General features: G+C 73.6%; 14 protein-coding genes and 1 pseudogene. 9 read left to right on the forward strand and 6 right to left on the reverse strand.

Annotated features, from left to right (window positions below; translation table 11 throughout):
• Window positions 1-97 precede the first annotated feature (97 nt).
• The gene (locus AB0J21_RS08650) at window positions 98-940 is read right to left on the reverse strand and encodes an aminotransferase class IV (RefSeq protein WP_363145100.1); all 843 of its coding nucleotides are present in this window, start codon (window positions 938-940) and stop codon (window positions 98-100) included.
• Window positions 941-1157: 217 nt separating this feature from the next.
• Here AB0J21_RS08650 and AB0J21_RS08655 point away from each other — a divergent pair, with 217 nt between their 5' ends.
• The gene (locus AB0J21_RS08655; protein ID WP_363145101.1) at window positions 1158-1826 is read left to right on the forward strand and encodes an NAD(P)H-dependent oxidoreductase; all 669 of its coding nucleotides are present in this window, start codon (window positions 1158-1160) and stop codon (window positions 1824-1826) included.
• Between the two features lie 179 nt (window positions 1827-2005).
• On the opposite strand, the gene AB0J21_RS08660 is transcribed toward AB0J21_RS08655, so the two are convergent.
• A complete protein-coding gene (locus AB0J21_RS08660; protein WP_363145227.1) occupies window positions 2006-2689 on the reverse strand; it encodes an ElyC/SanA/YdcF family protein in 684 nt (227 codons plus the stop codon).
• A gap of 338 nt (window positions 2690-3027) precedes the next feature.
• Between AB0J21_RS08660 and AB0J21_RS08665 the strand changes: the two genes are divergently transcribed.
• The 4 genes from AB0J21_RS08665 to dnaG all read left to right on the forward strand — a co-directional run bounded on the left by AB0J21_RS08665 (window position 3028) and on the right by dnaG (window position 9304).
• Entirely contained in the window at window positions 3028-4182 is a 1155-nt protein-coding gene (locus AB0J21_RS08665) for a CbiX/SirB N-terminal domain-containing protein (RefSeq protein ID WP_363145102.1), read from the forward strand.
• A gap of 64 nt (window positions 4183-4246) precedes the next feature.
• Window positions 4247-5731, forward strand: coding sequence for a deoxyguanosinetriphosphate triphosphohydrolase (locus AB0J21_RS08670; protein ID WP_363145103.1), 1485 nt, complete (start codon window positions 4247-4249; stop codon window positions 5729-5731).
• Window positions 5732-6018: 287 nt separating this feature from the next.
• Window positions 6019-7287, forward strand: coding sequence for an FAD-dependent oxidoreductase (locus tag AB0J21_RS08675; RefSeq protein WP_363145104.1), 1269 nt, complete (start codon window positions 6019-6021; stop codon window positions 7285-7287).
• 97 nt (window positions 7288-7384) lie between these two features.
• A complete protein-coding gene (gene dnaG, locus AB0J21_RS08680; RefSeq protein ID WP_363145105.1) occupies window positions 7385-9304 on the forward strand; it encodes a DNA primase in 1920 nt (639 codons plus the stop codon).
• A gap of 15 nt (window positions 9305-9319) precedes the next feature.
• On the opposite strand, the pseudogene AB0J21_RS08685 reads toward dnaG, so the two are convergent.
• Window positions 9320-9511 (reverse strand): annotated as a pseudogene (locus AB0J21_RS08685) (NADH-flavin reductase); the annotation flags it as partial.
• An 18-nt stretch (window positions 9512-9529) separates the two neighbouring features.
• On the opposite strand from AB0J21_RS08685, the gene AB0J21_RS08690 reads away from it, so the two are divergent.
• Together AB0J21_RS08690 and AB0J21_RS08695 are read left to right on the forward strand one after the other, a co-directional pair.
• A complete protein-coding gene (locus AB0J21_RS08690; protein ID WP_363145228.1) occupies window positions 9530-9901 on the forward strand; it encodes a MarR family transcriptional regulator in 372 nt (123 codons plus the stop codon).
• A gap of 323 nt (window positions 9902-10224) precedes the next feature.
• Window positions 10225-11280, forward strand: a complete 1056-nt coding sequence (locus tag AB0J21_RS08695; protein WP_363145106.1) for an RNA polymerase sigma factor — start codon at window positions 10225-10227, stop codon at window positions 11278-11280.
• A 22-nt stretch (window positions 11281-11302) separates the two neighbouring features.
• Here the strand turns inward: AB0J21_RS08695 and AB0J21_RS08700 are convergent, their stop codons facing one another.
• Window positions 11303-11725 (reverse strand): MarR family transcriptional regulator, encoded by a 423-nt coding sequence (locus AB0J21_RS08700; RefSeq protein ID WP_363145107.1) that lies wholly within the window; start codon window positions 11723-11725, stop codon window positions 11303-11305.
• 209 nt (window positions 11726-11934) lie between these two features.
• Here AB0J21_RS08700 and eno point away from each other — a divergent pair, with 209 nt between their 5' ends.
• Window positions 11935-13296 carry a phosphopyruvate hydratase gene (gene eno, locus AB0J21_RS08705; protein ID WP_363145108.1) on the forward strand — a complete coding sequence of 454 codons (1362 nt, stop codon included), beginning with the start codon at window positions 11935-11937 and terminating at the stop codon, window positions 13294-13296.
• A 124-nt stretch (window positions 13297-13420) separates the two neighbouring features.
• Window positions 13421-14953 carry an FG-GAP-like repeat-containing protein gene (locus AB0J21_RS08710; RefSeq protein WP_363145109.1) on the forward strand — a complete coding sequence of 511 codons (1533 nt, stop codon included), beginning with the start codon at window positions 13421-13423 and terminating at the stop codon, window positions 14951-14953.
• Between the two features lie 88 nt (window positions 14954-15041).
• On the opposite strand, the gene AB0J21_RS08715 is transcribed toward AB0J21_RS08710, so the two are convergent.
• Both AB0J21_RS08715 and AB0J21_RS08720 read right to left on the reverse strand, forming a co-directional pair.
• The gene (locus AB0J21_RS08715) at window positions 15042-16967 is read right to left on the reverse strand and encodes an ABC transporter ATP-binding protein (RefSeq protein WP_363145110.1); all 1926 of its coding nucleotides are present in this window, start codon (window positions 16965-16967) and stop codon (window positions 15042-15044) included.
• The gene (locus AB0J21_RS08720; RefSeq protein WP_363145111.1) at window positions 16967-18700 is read right to left on the reverse strand and encodes an ABC transporter ATP-binding protein; all 1734 of its coding nucleotides are present in this window, start codon (window positions 18698-18700) and stop codon (window positions 16967-16969) included. Before AB0J21_RS08720 ends, AB0J21_RS08715 begins: the two co-directional genes overlap by 1 nt.
• Between the last annotated feature and the right edge of the window lie 156 nt (window positions 18701-18856).

An 18856-nucleotide genomic window follows, 5' to 3' on the forward strand; every position in this document is an offset into this window, starting at 1 on the left:
AGGTAAGCCGGGTCCGCCACCGCCCGCCCGCTCAGCAGGGGTGAACGGGTGACGCCGCATCAGCGGGCCGGCGCCGTGCGGAAGGCCGCGGAAGGTCTCAGATCCGGTCCCAGGGAACCGCCCCGTACACCTCCTCCAGCCGGCCGAGCAGCCCGCCGTCGACCGCGAACTCCCTTTCGTCCACGGCCCGTACGGGGGTCACGCCCTGGGAGTTGCAGACGAAGGCGGCGCGGAAGCGGCCCAGCTCCGCCAGGCGCACCGGCTCCCGCGCGAGGGGGGAGCCCGCCGCGGCCAGCCCCGCGTCGAGCAGCCGCAGCGTCGTTCCCTCCAGCGAGGGCCCCGCGGGCGCCACGAACCGCTCCCCGTCGTGGAACAGGACGTTCGTCACCGCGCCCTCGCTCACCAGGCCGTCCGGGCCGGTCAGCAGCGCCTCGTCGAAGCCCTCGCCGGCCGCGATCCGCCCCGAGTGGATCTGCCCGAAACCGCCGAGGTGCTTGACGTGCGGGAGCGGACGTACGTAGGCGACCGAGCGCAGCCGCTTCGCCGACCGGCCCGCCTCGACCGGCGGACGCACCGTCACCCACAGCGAGAGTTCCTCCAGCGGGCGGTGCACGTAGATGCGGACCGCCGCGTCCAGTAGGTCCCCGCCGAGCGCGTGCCGCACCCGTTCGCGCACCAGATCCTGGTCCGGCTCCACGCCCCACAGCTCCCGCGAGCCCTCCGCGAGCCGGTCCAGGTGCACCCGCAGCCCCCGCACGCTGCCGCCCCTGACCTGCATCGCGGTGAAGTGCCCGTCGTTCACGACGGCCCGCCACAAAAGGTCGTCGGCCGTGGGCGGACGACCGTCGACCTCCATGCGCACGATGCCGAGGGAGCGCTGGAGCGGGCCGGGGGCGGCGCCGGGCGAGGGGGCCGGACCGGGGGAGTCTTGTCCTGTCATGGCGCCACGGTAGAACCCGCCGACGCGGGCCCGAAGCCCGCCGGGCCCGGCCCGTGCCCACGGGGGAGCCGCCGTGAGCGGCCGGTGTCCGCCACGGAGTCCACAGGCGTCGGCCCCACCTGGCGGAAGGCCGCCCGCCGGCGGCCGGCCCGTAACCGGAACCCCCTTCCGCCTGTCCGCTTGACCTCAACCAAACTTGATGAACGAGTCTCGCGTCATGGATACCGCTCAGGCCCCCACGCGCACCTCTGTCCTCGACTCCGCTCCGGCCGAGTCCGCCACCCCCGCGCCCGCCCCGTCGGGCCGGGACCGGCCGTTGCGGACGGCGCTCATCGTCGGCAGCAACCGCGACGGCCGCTTCGGGCCCGTCATCGCCGACTGGGTCCTCTCCCGGATGGCCTCGCGCCCGGGACTCGTCCCCGCGACCGTCGACGTCGGCACCACCACCCTGCCCACCGCGATCACCAGCCGCCCGGGGCCGGAACCCGCCCGCGCACTGTCCGCGACCTCGGCGGCGCTCGCCGCCGCCGACGCCTTCCTCGTCCTCACCCCCGAGTACAACCACTCCTATCCGGCCCCGCTCAAGAACCTCATCGACTGGCACTTCGACGAATGGCAGGCCAAACCGGTCGGCTTCGTGTCCTACGGCGGGGTGTCCGGCGGGCTGCGGGCCGTCGAGCACCTGCGTGGCGTCTTCGCCGAACTGCACGCCGTCACCGTCCGCGAGACCGTCTCCTTCGCGAACGCCGGCAGCCTGTTCGACGCCGCCGGCCGCCCGCGCGACACGGCCACCGCCGAAGGGGCCCTGGACCGGCTGCTCGATCAGCTCGACTGGTGGGGCCACGCCCTGCGCGAGGCCAAGGAGGCCCGCCCGTACGGGTCCTGAGCCCCCGACCGGCGGCCGGGCCCAGCGGGAGGCACCGCGATCGGCCCGGCCACCGGACCGCGCCACGGCGATATCAGGCACGGCGACCTCCGGCACGGCGACCTCCGGCACGGCGACACCCGTCACGACCGGCGTCGTCTGACCGCTGCCGCTGCCGCTGCCGCTGCCGCTATCGCCGCCTACCGCCGTCGCTCTCCGTCCGCCGCCGCCAGGGCCCGCCGTACGCCGTCCTCCTGAGGTCCGAGGAAGTGCGGCCGGGGACGGAACGTCGCGTCCAGCGCGGCCTTGGAGGCGGCGAGCACCTCCCGGCCCGCCCCGAAGTACCACGTCCTGTCGTGCCGGTCGTCGACCCCGACGCCGTACGAGGTGATCCCGGCGGCTCGGCACAGGGCGACGGCCCGGCGTATGTGGAAGCCCTGACTGATGAGCACGGCCCGGTCCACCCCGAACACCTTTCTGGCCCGCACGCACGAGTCCCACGTGTCGAAGCCCGCGTAGTCGCTGACGATCCGCCCGCCGGGCACCCCGTGGCGGACCAGATAGGCACGCATCGCGTCCGGCTCGTCGTACGCGCGGCGGCTGTTGTCACCCGTCACGAGCACCACCTCGACGCGCCGCGCCTCGTACAGCCGCACCGCCGCGTCCAGGCGCCGTGCCAGGTACGGGGAGGGCTCCCCGCCCCACAGGCCCGCGCCGAAGACCACCGCGACCCGCTCGCGCGGCGCCTCGGCGACCGTGCGCAGCGCCCCGTCCGTCGTCAGCCGCAGCCAGGCCGAGGGCAGCAGGGCCAGCACGCACAGCAGCACGAGGGAGCGCAGCAGCCGCCGCTGCCCGCGCCGCGTGTACCGCACCGACGACCACACCGCCCGTGCGCGACCGGCCGCCCATCGCCGGGCCGCCCGACCGCCCCCGTCCGTTCCCCTCACCAGTCCTCGCCCCCGTCCGTCCGCACTTCGTCCGCGCTTCGTCCGCACCGGACACCCCGCCCGCACGTGTCGTACACCGCTCAGGACGCCGTACGCCCGCACGCGGTTCGACCCCCGCCGCGCAGGCACCGGACCAGGCGTGCGGCGGCCCGGTCACACTGTCGATCACGTTACGGACCGGCACTGACAACGGCCGCCGACCGCTGTGGGACGCCGTGTGCGCGGCGACACGGACGCGCAACGGCCCGGCAACGTGCACCGCGCACGATCGGGGCATGACGGTGCCGACGACCGAGACCGTGACCGAGACCCGCCGTACGACCCCGCCCCGCGCTCCCACCGCGTCGGCCGGAACCGCACCGTCCACCGCGCCCGAGCCCGCGCCGGCGCCCTCGCGCCAACCCGTACCCGTCCCCGTATCCCTGCCGAAGACGGCCGCACCGGTCACGGAAGCCGGGACAGGTCCCGTCCCGGACCTGTCGTGGCCCGGTCCGGGGCCGGATCTGTCGTGGCCCGGTCCGGGGCCGGATCTGGACAGTACGGGGCAGCTCATCGGCCGGATCGGCTCCCAGCTCGGCAGCGGGCTGCTGCGCGTGCGGCCCCGGCACGCTCCGGCACCCGTACTGCTCCTCGCCGCCCACGGCAGTCGCGACCCGCGCGCCCTCGCCACCGTGCGCGTCCTGCTGGAGCGGGTCCGTGAACTGCGCCCCGGACTCGACGTGCGCCTGGGGCACGTGGAACTCGACGCGCCGCTGCTCACCGACGCACTCCGGGCACTCGACCGGCCACGGAACAGCCGGGAGGTCCCCGGCACGGGCGGCGCCCCGCACACCGGGGGTCCCCCCGGCACGGGCGGCGCCCCCGCCTCCGGAGTCGTCCTCGTGCCGCTCCTGCTGAGTCGCGGGCGCCACGTCAAGCACGAGCTGCCGGCCGCCGCCCGCGCCCGGCCCGCCCTCCCGAGCCGCGTCGCCGCCCCGCTCGGCCCGCATCCGCTGCTCGTGGAGGCGCTGCGCGAACGGCTCGCCGACACCGGCTGGCGCGTGCGCGGCGCCCGCGAGCGGGCCACGAGCGGCGTCGTGCTCGCCGCCGCCGGCTCCCGCGACCCCGACGCGGCGGCCGACACCCGCGCCACGGCCGAACTCCTCGCCCAGCGCCTGGGCGTGCCCGTCGTCCCCGCCTACTCCTGCGCCGCCACGCCCACCGTGCCCGCCGCGCTCCGCGCGCTGGCCGCCCGGGGACGGCACCGGGTCGCCGTCGCCTCCTACTTCACGGCCCCCGGCCGGTGCGCCGCGCGGTGCGCCGAGGCGGCGCCCGGACCGGTCGCCGCGCCCCTCGGCGCACACCCCGCCGTCGCCCGGCTCGTCCTGCGGCGCTACGACGAGGCCCGGGCCGGCGCCCCGGCCGTGCCGCCCCTCTTCGGCGCCCCCTGACGCCCGCTCGGCCCCGTCCCCCGTCCGTCCCGGAATGTCGGTTCCGCCGTCTACCCTCGGACCCATGGCAGGAACCGAGGGACCAGGCAGGACGGCATCGGGAGCGGGACCGAACACGGAAGAAGAAGGACGGGCCGGGGCAGAGGGAAGGACCGCGCCGGCCGGCGGCGGGGACCGGCCCGCCCGGACCGGCGGCGCCCGCGCCGCCGGAGCGGGCGAGGACGCCTACCTCGCGCGCGCCGAGGCCACCGTCCCCGCCGAAGCCCTCGCCTACGACACGGCCGCCACCGAACGCTGGGCCCCCGAGCCCGACAAGCGGCCCGGCCGCACCTCCTTCCAGCGCGACCGCGCCCGCGTCCTGCACTCCTCGGCCCTGCGCAGGCTCGCCGGGAAGACCCAGGTCGTCACCCCGGGCACCCGGGGCCACGTGTGGGACGCGAGCCCGCGCACCCGGCTCACCCACTCCCTGGAGTGCGCGCAGGTCGGCCGGGAACTGGGCGCCGCGCTTGGCTGCGACCCCGACCTGGTGGAGACGGCCTGCCTCTCCCACGACCTCGGCCACCCGCCCTTCGGGCACAACGGCGAGCAGGTCCTGAGCGATCTCGCCTCGGACATCGGCGGTTTCGAGGGCAACGCCCAGTCGCTGCGGCTGCTCACCCGCATAGAACCCAAGCGCTTCGTGCGCTCCGAGGAGACCGGCCAGGACGAGAGCGTCGGCCTCAACCTGACCCGGGCCGCCCTCGACGCCGCCACCAAGTACCCGTGGCGCCGCGGCGAGCACCCCAAGGACCCGGCCTCCGTGAAGTTCGGGGTGTACGAGGACGACCTGCCGGTCTTCGCGTGGCTGCGGCGCGACGCCCCACCCCACGAGACCTGCTTCGAGGCCCAGGTCATGGACTGGTCCGACGACGTCGCCTACTCGGTGCACGACGTGGAGGACGGGCTGCACGCCGGGCACATCGACCCCGGCGCCCTGCTCGCCGACCCGGAGCGCGCCGAGATCGGGCGGGTCGCCCTCGACCGCGGCCACGTCCCGCGCGACGCCGACCCCCAGGAGCTGTCCGACGCCCTCGACCGGCTCCTCGCGCAGGACTGGTGGCCGCACGGGTACGACGGCTCCGCCCCCGCGCAGGCCCGGCTCAAGGACGCCACGAGCCAGCTCATCGGCCGTTTCTGCTTCGCCGCCGAGAGCGCGACCCGCGCGGCGTACGGGCCGGGCCGGCTGACCCGGTACGGGGCCCGCCTCGTCGTCCCGCGCGCCGCCCGCCTCGAATGCGGCACGCTCAAGGCCGTCGCCGACCTCTACGTCATCCAGCGCGCCGAACAGGAGGCCATCCGCGCCGAGCAGCGCGTCGTCGTCGCCGAACTCGCCGAGGCCCTCACCGCCCGCGCCCCCGAAGGACTCGACCCGCTCTTCCGCGCCCTGTACCGGGCGGCCCCCGACGACCGGGCGCGCCGCCGCGTCGTCATCGACCAGATCGCCTCCCTCACCGACGCCTCGGCCCGCTCCCTGCACGCCGACCTGACCGGCCCGGGGCGCGGCCGGTGAACACCCCACAGGTCAGGGCGTACGCGCGTGCGAGCCACCCCCCGTCCCGGTGAACGGAGGGTGGCTGCGACTCCCCGCATATCCGGAAGGCGCATGCCCCCGGTCCCCGCGCCCCGCCGCTACCCGGCCGCGACCTCGTGGGATACGGTCCGTCAGACCCCGTGGGCGGCACAGGGCGTCACGGGACCCGGCCCGATCGGCGGCCCCCCTCTTCCCCCTTCACGCCGCGTGCGGGACGCTCGCTTAGTGGTCGAGGGCCCGGGCCGAAGGTACTGAGGAGGCATCACGTGGTCGACGCGGATCAGACGTTCGTCATCGTCGGGGGTGGGCTGGCCGGGGCGAAGGCCGCCGAGACCCTGCGCGCGGAGGGCTTCACCGGCCGGGTGATCCTGGTCTGCGACGAACGGGACCATCCCTACGAACGACCCTCCCTGTCCAAGGGCTACCTCCTCGGCAAGGAGGAACGGGACAGCGTCTTCGTGCACGAGGCCGCCTGGTACGCGAGCGCCGACGTCGAACTCCACCTCGGCCAGCCCGCCGTCGCCCTCGACCGCGAGGCCCACACCGTCACCCTCGGCGACGGCACCCTCCTGCAGTACGACAAGCTGCTGCTGGCCACCGGCTCGGAACCCCGCCGCCTCGACATCCCCGGCACCGGCCTCGTCGGCGTCCACCACCTGCGCCGTCTGGCCCACGCCGAACGGCTGCGCCGCGTCCTGTCCGTCCTCGGGCGCGACAACGGGCACCTGCTGATCGCCGGGGCCGGCTGGATCGGCCTGGAGGTCGCGGCCGCCGCGCGCGGCTACGGGGCCGAGGTCACCGTCGTCGAGGCGGAGCCCACCCCGCTGCACGGCGTGCTCGGTCCCGAGGTCGGCCGGCTCTTCACCGACCTGCACAGCGACCGGGGCGTGCGCTTCCACTTCGGCGCCCGGCTCACCGAGATCATCGGCCAGGACGGCGTCGTCCTGGCCGCCCTGACCGACGACGGGGAGGAGCACCCCGCGCACGACGTGCTCGCCGCGATCGGCGCGGCCCCCCGCGTCTCCCTCGCCGAGTCCGCCGGCCTGCGCCTCGCCGCGCCCGGGGAGGGCGGCGGGATCGCCGTGGACGCCTCGCTGCGCACGAGCGACCCCGACATCTACGCGGCCGGGGACGTCGCCTCCGTCCCCCTCGACCTGTTCCCCGGCGCGCCCCTGCGCGTCGAGCACTGGGCCAACGCGCTCAACGGGGGACCGGCCGCCGCCCGCTCCATGCTCGGCAAGGACACCGTCTACGACCGGGTGCCCTACTTCTTCTCCGACCAGTACGACCTCGGCATGGAGTACTCCGGGTACGCCCCTCCCGGCGGATACGACCAGGTGCTCGTGCGCGGGGACGCCGGAAAGCGGCAGTTCATCGCGTTCTGGCTGCTGGACGGACAGGTCCGGGCCGGGATGAACGTCAATGTGTGGGACGTCACAGACACGATCCAGGCCCTCATCCGCTCCGGCGTCCGCCCCGATCCCGAGGCCCTGTCCGACCCGGGCGTGGAGCTCTCCTCGCTGCTGCCGGGCTGAGCGGGCGGCCACCGCCGGGCCGGGGACGCGAGCCCGTACGGTGCTCACGCACCGCGCACGGAGAAGCACCCGGCTCGCGGCACCGTAGAATTTCCGCGTGGCTGGCAGGATCAACGACGACGACGTGAAGGCGGTCAGGGACGCGGTCCCGATCGACGCCGTCGTCTCTGAGTACCTCCAGCTGCGCAACGCGGGCGGCGGCAACCTCAAAGGCCTGTGCCCCTTCCACGACGAGAAGTCCCCCTCCTTCCAGGTCAGCCCCAGCAAGGGCCTGTTCCACTGCTTCGGCTGCCAGGAGGGCGGCGACACCATCACCTTCGTGATGAAGATCGACCACCTCTCCTTCTCCGAGGTGGTCGAGCGGCTCGCCGCCAAGGCCGGCATCACGCTGCGCTACGAGGAGGGCGGGTACAACCCGAGCCAGCAGCGCGGCGAACGCATCCGCCTCATCGAGGCCCACCAGGCCGCCGCCCAGTACTACGCGGAACAGCTCGGGGGCGCCGAGGCCGAGATCGGCCGCCGCTTCCTCGCCGAACGCGGCTTCGACCAGTCGGCCGCCGAGCACTTCGGCGTCGGCTACAGCCCGGCCGGCTGGGACCACCTCACCCGCCACCTGCGCGGCAAGGGCTTCAGCGACAAGGAACTCATCACCTCCGGCCTCGCCCAGGAGAGCCGCGGCGGCCGCCCCATCGACCGCTTCCGCGGCCGCCTCATGTGGCCCATCAGGGACATCGGAGGCGAGGTCGTCGGCTTCGGCGCGCGCAGGCTGCGCGAGGACGACAACGGCCCCAAGTACCTCAACACCCCCGAAACCCCCGTGTACCGCAAATCGCAGGTCCTCTACGGCATCGACCTCGCCAAGAAGGACATCGCGAAGAGCAGCCGCGCCGTCGTCGTCGAGGGCTACACCGACGTCATGGCCTGCCACCTGGCCGGCGTCACCACGGCCATCGCGACCTGCGGCACCGCCTTCGGCACCGAGCACATCAAGATCCTGCGCCGCCTGCTCATGGACAACGGCAGCGCCCGCGTGATCTTCACCTTCGACGGCGACTCGGCCGGGCAGAAGGCCGCGCTGCGCGCCTTCGAGGACGACCAGAAGTTCGCCGCCGAGACCTACATCGCGATCGCCCCCGACAACATGGACCCCTGCGACCTGCGCCTGGCCAAGGGCGAGGAGTCCGTACGGGAGCTGGTCGAACCCCGCGTCCCGCTCTTCGAGTTCGCGCTGCGCCACATCGTCTCCCGCTACGACCTGGAGACCCCGGCCGGCCGCGCCGCCGCCCTCGACGAGGCCGCCCCGGTCGTCGCCCGGGTCAAGAACGTGGCCCTGCGCCACGCCGTCGCCGTCCAGCTCGCCGGCATGCTCGGCTACGGGGTCATGGACCAGCAGGAAGTCGTCAAACGCGTCGCCAACGTGGCCCGCTGGGCCCGGGAGCACGGCGGCGAACGCCCGCCCTCCGGCGGCTCCCGGCGCGGCTCCACCGCGACCGCCGAGGTCCCCGCCCGCCCGGCCGCGCCCGCCGGACCCGCCCTGCACCTGCGCAACCCCGCCCAGATGACCGAGCGCGAACTGCTCAAACTCGCCCTCCAGCGCCCCGAACTGGTCTCCCCGGCCTTCGACGCGTACGGCGTGGACGAGTTCACCGCCCCCGCCTACGCGGCCGTCCGGGAGGCCATCGCCGACGCGGGCGGCGCCGAGGAGGGCACCCGCGACTCGATGGCCTACCTCACCGCCGTACGCGAGGCGGCCCCCGACGACCGGGTCCGCGCCATGGTCACCGAACTCGCCGTCGAGGCCATCCACCGCCGCGTCGTCGACGAGATCTACGCCGGTGAACAACTCGTCCGGGTCCGGCTGCGCGCCGTCCAGCGCCGCGTGCGCGAACTCCAGGGCGCCTTCACCCGCGTCAGCGCCCAGGGCGACCCGGCGAGGACCACCGAGATCCAGAACGACCTGTGGGTCCTTGAGCAGTACGGCCGCGCCCTCCAGCAGGAGGGGGCGGCGGCGCTCTGAGACGGGTCCGGGCGGTCAGTACCCGACCGTGAACCGCCGCCCCGCGTGCCGGGGCCGCTCCGCCTCGTCCAGCAGAGCCACGGCCAGATCCCCGACCGAGACCGCCGAGCGGCCGTCGGCGTCCACCACCAGCTCCTCGACGCCCACCCGGTAGCGGCCCGTGCGCGCACCGGGCTCCAGGAGCGCGGGCGGGCTCAGGTACGTCCAGTGGGAGCCGTGTCACCGATGGCGGTCCTCGGCCGGCTCAAGCGCCTGAACCGGTTCGCCGAGGCCGAGACGCGCCGCACCTTCGCCGCGCACGGCCTGGACGCGGCCTCCTTCGACGTGCTCGCCACGCTGCGCCGCAACGGACCGCCCTACCGGCTGACCCCCGCCGCCCTCATGCGCGACGCGATGGTCACCTCCGGCGCCGTCACCCAGCGCCTCGACCGGCTGGAGCGGCGCGGGCTCGTCGAGCGGGCCCCGAGCCCCGACGACGGCCGCGTCGTGCTCGTCACCCTCACCGACGAGGGGCACGCGGTCCTGGACGCGACCCTGCCCGACCATCTCGCCACGGAGGCCCGCCTGCTCGCCGGACTCGCCCCCCGCCCGGCGTGAGACGCTCGCCGAGGCGCTGCGCACCCTGCTGGAGTCCCTGGAGTCCCTGGAGCCCCGGAAGTCGTAGCGCGGTCAACTCCCCATGTGTGGCAAGGGTTTCGGGGTCCCGCCCCGTCCACGCTCCCGCGCGCTCGCGGCCCCAGAAAGTCCCCGCACGCCCCTCGTGGGCGGTCCGTGTCGTGCCCCACACTGAGGGCGGTGCCCCAAGCCCGAGGCGTGGACGGCTCGGCCCTCGTGAGTGACGGGCCGCGCTCGACGGGTCCGGCGGGGGAGCACGGCGAGACCGCGCCGGCCCGCGCCCGGCCGTACGTTCCGCAACGGCAGTGATCACTCTGGAGGCCGCCCCCGTGCGCACGCAGACCCTCCCTCAGACGGACGGCCCGATCGCCGTACCGGTCCAGCGGCAGGCCCCCGGGGCCCGGGCGGCCGCCTCGCGGGCGCCTGCCCGTCCACGGGACGAGGCCGCGGGCCCCTCCACGGACCTCTTCCGCCAGTACCTGCGGGAGATCGGCCGCATCCCGCTGCTGACCGCCGCCGACGAGGTCGACCTCGCCCGGCGCGTGGAGGCCGGGGTGTTCGCCGAGGAGAAACTCGCCTCGGGAGCCCAGCTCGGCACCCGCCTCGCCCTGGACCTCGACCGGCTCGTCGTCCTGGGCCGGGTGGCCAAACGCCGCCTCATCGAGGCCAACCTCAGGCTCGTCGTCTCCGTCGCCAAGCGCTACGTCGGCCGCGGCCTCACGATGCTCGACCTCGTCCAGGAGGGGAACCTCGGGCTGATCAGGGCGGTCGAGAAGTTCGACTACACGCGCGGCTACAAGTTCTCGACCTACGCGACCTGGTGGATCCGCCAGGCGATGTCCCGCGCGCTCGCCGACCAGGCCCGCACCATACGGGTCCCGGTGCACGTCGTGGAACTCATCAACCGCGTGATCCGCGTCCAGCGGCGGCTGCTCCAGGAGCGCGGCACCCGGCCCACCGACGAGGAGGTCGCCGCCCACCTCGGCCTGCCGCCCTCCCGGGTCGGCGAGGTCCTGCGGCTGGCCCAGGAACCCGTCTCGCTGTACGCCCCGGTCGGCGAGGAGGACGACGTCTCCTTCGGAGACCTCATCGAGGACGCCGACGCGGCCTCACCCGCCGAGTCCGCCGCCTTCCTCCTGCTGCGCCAGCACCTCGACGCGGTCCTGTCGACCCTCGGCGAACGGGAACGCAAGGTCGTCCAACTGCGCTACGGGCTCGCCGACGGCCGTCCCCGCACGCTGGAGGAGATCGGCCACCTCTTCGGCGTGACCCGCGAACGCATCCGCCAGATCGAGTCCAAGACCCTCGCGAAACTCCGCGACCACGCCCACGCCGACCAGCTGCGCGGCTACCTGGACTGAGGGCGCCCTGCCTGTGCGCGGGTCAGCGCGCGGCGAGCCGCTCCATGAGGGCGGCGCTGCGCGCCAGTACCTCCCGCTCCTCGCGGGTGAGTTCTGCCTCGATGGCCTGCGCGAGCCACCCGGCCCGGCGGCCCCGCTCCGCCTCCAGCGCCGCCCGTCCCGCGGGCGACAGCTCGACCAGGGTCTTGCGGCCGTCACTGGGATGTTCCCTGCGGGTGACCAGGCCCTGTTCCACGAGCAGCCCCACCGCGCGGGCCATCGACTGCGGACGTACCCGCTGGTCGGCGGCGAGATCGCTGGTGGTCATGGCGCCATCGCGGTCCAGCGCCCCGAGTACGGCGACCTGGCCGAGCGGGATGCGGTCCTCGTGCTTCACGCGCCGCGTGAGCTTGCCCATCGCGGTGCGCAGGTCGGTGGCGACGGCGGCGGGTTCCGGGCTGGGCACAGGACACTTTAACGCGCGATCACCACCGGGACTGAACAGCCCCGCTGTGCAGCTGACCTGCGCAGACATGCTGAACAGCCAAGCTGAACAGCAAATCTGAACAGAGAGACTGAACAGCATTGCTGTAGAGTCCGTCCTGTCGCGGCGCGCGCCAGTGCTGTCGCAGCAGGGTCGCGGCGTGTCACGTGGAACAACGGGAAGGACCTCCCATGGCCTCCGCAGCAGTCGAGACCACCGCCCTCCACTCCCTCACCCCCGTCCGCTCCGGGACCGCCATCCGCTCCGTCACCGCCCGCCGGGTGCTCGACAGCCGGGGCAATCCGACGGTCGAGGCCGACGTCCTCCTCGCCGACGGGTCCTCCGGCCGCGCCATGGTCCCCTCCGGCGCCTCCACCGGCGCCCGGGAGGCCGTGGAACTGCGGGACGGCGACCCGGAGTTCTGGCACGGCAAGGGCGTCGACCGGGCGGTGGCCCACGTCAACGGCGAGATCGCCGCGGCGGTCGTGGGGCGCGAGGCCGAGGACCAGACGGGCCTCGACGCGGCACTCGTCACGCTCGACGGCACGCCCGACAAGTCCCGGCTCGGCGCCAACGCGCTCCTCGGCGTCTCCCTCGCCACCGCCAAGGCGGCCGCGGCGGCCCACCGCCAGCCGCTCTACCGCTACCTCGGCGGCGCCGGCGCCCGGCTGCTCCCGCTGCCGATGATGAACATCGTCAACGGCGGCGCGCACGCCGACAACCCGCTGGACTTCCAGGAGTTCATGATCGCGCCGGTGGGGGCGCCGACCTTCGCGGAGGCCGTCCGCGCCGGGTCGGAGATCTTCCACACGCTGCGCCGCGACCTGCTGGCCGCCGGGCACTCCACGGGCGTCGGCGACGAGGGCGGCTTCGCCCCCGCGCTGCGTACGGCGGAGGAGGCGCTCGACTTCGTCGTGGCGGCCGTCGAACGCGCCGGATACCGCCCCGGCACGGACGTCGGCCTGGTCATGGACCCGGCGTCCTCCGAGTTCTTCCGGGACGGCGCGTACGTGTACGCGGGGGAGGGCGTGCGACGCAGCCCCGCCGAGCACGCCGCGTACCTGGCCGGGCTGATCGACGCCTACCCGGTGGTCTCGGTCGAGGACCCGATGGCCGAGGACGACCTGGAGGGCTGGCGCGAGCTGACCGCCCGCGTCGGCGACCGCTGCCAGCTCACCGGCGACGACGTGTTCTGCACCGACGAGGCACTGGTGCGCGAGGGCATCCGCACCGGCGTCGGCAACTCGGTCCTCGTCAAGGTCAACCAGGTGGGCACCCTGACCGAGGCCCTCGACACGGTCACCACCGCGCACCGCGCGGGCTGGACGGTGGTCATGTCCCACCGCTCCGGCGAGACGGAGGACACCACCATCGCCGACCTCGCGGTGGCGACCGGCTGCGGCCAGATCAAGACCGGTTCGCTGTCCCGCTCCGACCGCACCGCGAAGTACAACCAGCTCATCCGGATCGAGGAGGAGCTGGGCGCCTCGGCGCGGTACGCGGGCGGATCGGCGCTGCGCCGCGTCCGAGCGGAACCTTCGCCCGGAGCGTGAAGCTCTCGTGGACACCCGGCAGGCGTCTACAACCGATCACGGGGCCCCCGCGTCCTGTTCTGTGAACAGGTTCCTCACCTCACAGGATCGTGTGGACAGGGCAGGACGACCGAAGGAAGTCTCGATGTCAGTAATGCGAAGCCTTGGTGCCGACGGCCCCCGCGGCGCCGGACGGGTCCGGGCGGCGGGCCCCCGCCGGGCGGCGGCCTCGCTGGGCGCGGCGCTCCTGGTGGCGGGGGGCCTGAGCATCTGCACGCTCACCCCCGCCCAGGCCGCGCAGGGCAAGGCCGCCGCCGCGGACGACTTCAACGGCGACGGCTACGCGGACCTCGTCATCGGCGCCCCGGGCGGCACCGTCTCGGGCAAGGCCCAGGCGGGCTATGTCGCGGTCACGTACGGATCGGCGAAGGGGCTCGACCCCGCGGACAAGGAACTCGTGAGCCGCTCCACGAGCGGGGTGCCCGGATCGGCCGCAGCCAAGCAGCGGTTCGGGCAGTCCGTCAGCAAGGGCGACCTCGACGGGGACGGCTACAGCGACCTCGTCATCGGTTCCGCCGACGGCGCCTCCGGCGGGGTCGTGCTGTGGGGTTCGGCCTCGGGCCTGACCGGCGGCACCGCGCTCCCCGGCTTCGGCACGGCCCCGCAGGCCGGGGACTTCGACGGGGACGGGAAGGCCGACCTCGCGCTGTTCGGCGCGGCCGACGTCGACGGGGACGACCCGGTCACCCAGCAGGCCGGCCTGTGGAAGGGACCGGTCTCCCGGGCCGGCAAGCCGGCCGCGCGCCTCGACTTCCTCGACAAGTCGCAGTGGTGGGGGTACGACAGCGACGGCGCGGCCTGCGCGACGGACGACAGCTGTGTCTCCGGACCGCACTCGGTGGCCGGACCGGTGACCCCGAAGGCCGTCGGCGACGTCAACGGCGACCACCGCCAGGACATCGCCGTCTGGGAGTACGAGGGCGACGGGATGTGGGCCAACCAGGTCCTGCTCGGCGGCCCCACCGGCTTCGAGGAGGGCGGCGAGGTCGGCGCCCTCGGCTCCACCGGCGGGGACGGGGCCGTCGGCATCGGTGACGTGGACGGCGACGGCTACGGCGACGTCGTGATCGGCAGCGGAACGGACACCGCGAAGGTCACCCTCGCCTACGGATCGGCCAAGGGCACCGCGTCCGGCCGTGAGACGACCTTCGACCAGACGCTGCCCGGGTTCTACGGGGCGCAGGAGAAGGGCGACCACGTCGGCTCCTGCGTCTCGGTCGCCGACGTGACCGGCGACGGCCGCGCGGAGATCGCCCTCGGCATCAGCGGGGAGGACTTCAGCGGACTGACCGACGCGGGCTCCGTCGCCCTGCTGCACGGCTCCGCCTCCGGGGTCACCGCAGAGGGCAGCCAGGTCATGCACCAGAACACCGCCGGCGTCCCCGGAGTCGCCGAGAAGGGCGACAAGTTCGGCGCGGCCTGCGCCCTCCTCGACGTCAACGGCGACGGCCACCGCGACCTGACCGTCTCCTCGACGGCGGAGAACGCCTCGGCGGGCGCGGTGTGGTCCCTGAACGGCACCACCACGGGCCTCACCACGACGGGCGCGAAGGCCTTCGGCCCGACCGACGTCAAGGCCCCGGCCGACAAGGCCCAGTTCGGCACGGCACTGCGCTGAGACGAAGGGGGGCGGGCGCCCGGTGCGCCCGCCCCCCACCACCCGTCAGGCCCCCGGGCACGCGTCCCCGCGCCCCCGGAGGAACACCTCACTCCACCTCGGCGACCGCCTGCGCGAACTGCGCCGCGTACAGCCGCGCGTACGCCCCCTCGGCCGCGAGCAGTTCCTCGTGCGTCCCCTGCTCGACGATCGCGCCGCTCTCCATGACGAGGATCGTGTCCGCGTCGCGGATCGTGGACAGCCGGTGCGCGATGACGAAGCTCGTCCGTCCCGCCGCCAGCCGCGCCATCGCCTTCTGGATCAGCACCTCGGTGCGCGTGTCCACCGAACTGGTCGCCTCGTCCAGGACGAGTATCACCGGGTCGGACAGGAAGGCCCGGGCGATCGTGATGAGCTGCTTCTCACCCGCGCTCACCCCGGTCCCCTCGTCGTCGATGACCGTGTCGTACCCCTCGGGCAGCGTCCGCACGAACCGGTCCGCGTGCGCCGCCCGGGCCGCCTCCTCGATCTCCTCGCGGGTGACGTCCTTCGGCGCCCCGTACGCGATGTTCTCCGCTATCGTCCCGCCGAACAGCCAGGTGTCCTGGAGGACCATGCCGATCCCGGCGCGCAGTTCGTCGCGCCGCATCCGCGCGATGTCCACGCCGTCCAGGGTGATCCGGCCGCCGGTCACCTCGTAGAAGCGCAGCAGCAGGTTGACGAGCGTCGTCTTGCCCGCGCCGGTCGGCCCGACGATCGCGACGGTGTGCCCGGGGTCCACCTCCAGCGACAGGTCCTCGATGAGCGGCTTGTCCGCCTCGTAGCGGAAGGACACGTGCTCGAACTCGACGCGCCCGCGCAGCTCCTCCGGCCGCTCGGCCTCCTCGGGGTCCGCGCCCTGCTCCGGCGCGTCCAGCAGCTCGAAGACCCGCTCCGCCGAAGCCACCCCGGACTGCACGAGGTTGGCCATCGAGGCGACCTGCGTCAGCGGCATCGAGAACTGCCGCGAGTACTGCACGAAGGCCTGCACGTCGCCGATGGACAGCGTGCCCGAGGCGACCCGCAGACCGCCGACCACGGCCACCAGCACATAGTTGATGTTGGAGACGAACATCATCAGCGGCTGCATGATCCCGCTGTTGAACTGCGCCTTGAACGCGGCGTCGTAGAGCCCCTTGTTGTGCTCCTCGAAGGCCCGCGCCGACTCCTCCTGGCGGCCGAAGACCTTCACCAGGGCGTGCCCCGTGTACATCTCCTCGATGTGCGCGTTGAGTTCCCCGGTGCTCTTCCACTGCCGCACGAACTGCGGCTGCGAACGCTTGCCCACCCGCGTCGCCACGAGCGCCGACAGGGGCACCGTGACCAGCGCGACCAGCGCGAGCAGCGGGGAGATCCAGAACATCACCACGAGGACGCCGATGATGGTCAGCACCGAGTTCACGAGCTGCCCCAGCGTCTGCTGGAGGGTCTGCTGCAGGTTGTCCATGTCGTTGGTCGCGCGGCTGAGGACCTCACCGCGCTGCCGCTTGTCGAAGTACGACAGCGGCAGCCGGGCCAGCTTCGACTGGACGTCCTCGCGCAACTGGCGCACGACCAGGTTGATCGCCCGGTTCGACAGCCGGGTCGACACCGCCATGAGCAGGCCGCCCACCGCGAACACGGCCGTGGCCAGCAGCAGCACCTCGCCGATCGCGTCGAAGTCGATGCCCTGGCCGGGGGTGAAGTGCACCCCGGACAGCAGATCGGCCAGCCCGCCGTCGCCCCGCTCCCGCGCCGCCCGGACCGCCTGCTCCTTGGTGATCCCGGACGGCTGCGTACGCCCGATGATCCCCGCGAACAGCAGGTCGGTGGCGCGCCCGAGGATCTTGGGGCCCGACACCGAGCACGCGACGCTCAGCACGCCGAGGACGAGCATCCCGTACAGGAGCCGTTGCTGCGGACGGAACCGTCCCAGCAGCCTCTTCCCGGAGCCCTTGAAGTCCGTGAGTCCCTGGGCGCCCGCGCCCGCCGCCATCCGTCCGCCCGGACCGGCCATCACGCGGCCTCCGCTTCCGTCAGCTGGGAGAGAACGATCTCCCGGTACGTCTCGTTGTCCGCCATCAGTTCGTGATGGCGCCCCACCCCCACGACCCGGCCCTCGTCGAGGACGAGGATGCGGTCGGCGTCCCGGATCGTCGCCACCCGCTGGGCGACGATCACCACGGTCGCCCGCGCCGTCTCCCGGCCGAGCGCCGCGCGCAGCGCCGCGTCCGTCGCGTAGTCGAGCGCCGAGAACGAGTCGTCGAACAGGTAGATCTCCGGACGGCGCACCAGGGCTCGCGCGATGGCGAGCCGCTGCCGCTGACCGCCCGACACGTTGGTGCCGCCCTGCGACACGGGAGCGTCCAGCCCGCCCTCCAGCCGCTCCACGAACTCCTTGGCCTGCGCGACCTCCAGCGCGTGCCACAGCTCCTCGTCGCTCGCCTCCGGGTTCCCGTAGCGCAGGTTGGTCGCGATCGTCCCCGAGAAGAGGTACGGCTTCTGCGGGACGAGCCCGACCGTGCGCGCGAGCAGCGCCGGGTCCAGCGTCCGCACGTCCACCCCGTCCACCAGGACCTGCCCGCTCGTCGCGTCGAACAGCCGGGGCACGAGGCCCAGCAGCGTCGACTTCCCGCTGCCCGTGGAACCGATCACCGCGGTGACCTCACCGGGCCGCGCCGTCAGCGACACGTCCTTGAGGACGGGCTCCTCGGCGCCGGGGAACAGGAAGCCCGCGTCCCGGATCTCCAGGTGCCCGTGCCGGCGCAGCTCCGTCACCGGCGCGGAGGGCGGCACGACGCTGGACGAGGTGTCGAGGACCTCCTCGATGCGCTCGGCGCACACCTCGGCGCGCGGCACCATCATGAACATGAAGGTGGCCATCATCACGGCCATCACGATCTGCATGAGGTACGAGAGGAACGCGGTGAGCGCGCCGATCTGCATGCCGCCGCTGTCGATCCGCTGCGCGCCGAACCACACGACCGCGACGCTCGACAGGTTCACGACCGTCATCACGGTCGGGAACATGAGCGCGAACAGCTTGCCGGTGCCGATCGACACCTCGGTCAGATCCGAGTTCGCCGTCCCGAAACGCCCCTGCTCGTAGTCGTCCCGTACGAAGGCGCGGATGACCCTGTTGCCGGTGATCTGCTCGCGCAGCACCTGGTTGACCGTGTCGAGCCGCTTCTGCAGGGTGCGGAACAGCGGCCGCAGCTTGCGCACGATGAGGCTCACCGAGATGCCGAGCACCGGGATCACCGCGAGCAGGACGCCCGAGAGCGGGATGTCCTGGCCGAGCGCCAGCACGACCCCGCCGACGCACATGATGGGTGCCGACACCATGAGCGTGAACGACATCAGCGTGAGCATCTGGACCTGCTGCACGTCGTTCGTGGTCCGGGTGATGAGCGTGGGAGCGCCGAACTGCCCCAGCTCGCGCGCCGAGAAGGTCTGCACCCGGTCGAAGACGGCGGCCCGCACGTCCCGGCCGACCGCAGAAGCGGTCCTGGCCCCGAAGTAGACCGCCCCGACGTTCCCCGCCATCTGCACGACGGAGACGAGGAGCATGAGCGCCCCGAAGCCCATGATGTAGCCCGTGTCGCCCTTCACCACCCCGTTGTCGATGATGTCGGCGTTCAGCGTGGGGAGGTAGAGCGCGGCGCAGGTCTGGAGGAACTGCAAGGCCACGAGCAGGGCGATCGGCCGTTTGTAGGGGGACAAAGAAGACCGTAGAAGTCGTATGAGCACACTGCGCCCTGTCGGAGAGATGGAATGCGGCCACCCCATCCTGCGGGACGGGTCCCCGTGCTGTTCAAGCGATTAATTCAAGGACCGGTCAAAATCCCCGGAAGGTGACCGTCCGAGGTCTTAGGACCACCGACGGTCCGCCGCGCACGCCCCAAG

Origin of the sequence: Streptomyces sp. NPDC049954, from assembly GCF_040656295.1 — a bacterium.
In the GTDB taxonomy this organism is placed as follows: domain Bacteria; phylum Actinomycetota; class Actinomycetes; order Streptomycetales; family Streptomycetaceae; genus Streptomyces.

Bases quoted from the DNA above. Each gene is read 5' to 3' on its own strand.
- AB0J21_RS08650 (WP_363145100.1), bottom strand. From the start codon at position 940: ATGACAGGACAAGACTCCCCCGGTCCGGCCCCCTCGCCCGGCGCCGCC.
- AB0J21_RS08655 (WP_363145101.1), top strand. From the start codon at position 1,158: ATGGATACCGCTCAGGCCCCCACGCGCACCTCTGTCCTCGACTCCGCT.
- AB0J21_RS08665 (WP_363145102.1), top strand. From the start codon at position 3,028: ATGACGGTGCCGACGACCGAGACCGTGACCGAGACCCGCCGTACGACC.
- AB0J21_RS08670 (WP_363145103.1), top strand. From the start codon at position 4,247: ATGGCAGGAACCGAGGGACCAGGCAGGACGGCATCGGGAGCGGGACCG.
- AB0J21_RS08690 (WP_363145228.1), top strand. From the start codon at position 9,530: ATGGCGGTCCTCGGCCGGCTCAAGCGCCTGAACCGGTTCGCCGAGGCC.
- eno (WP_363145108.1), top strand. From the start codon at position 11,935: ATGGCCTCCGCAGCAGTCGAGACCACCGCCCTCCACTCCCTCACCCCC.
- AB0J21_RS08710 (WP_363145109.1), top strand. From the start codon at position 13,421: ATGTCAGTAATGCGAAGCCTTGGTGCCGACGGCCCCCGCGGCGCCGGA.
- AB0J21_RS08715 (WP_363145110.1), bottom strand. From the start codon at position 16,967: ATGGCCGGTCCGGGCGGACGGATGGCGGCGGGCGCGGGCGCCCAGGGA.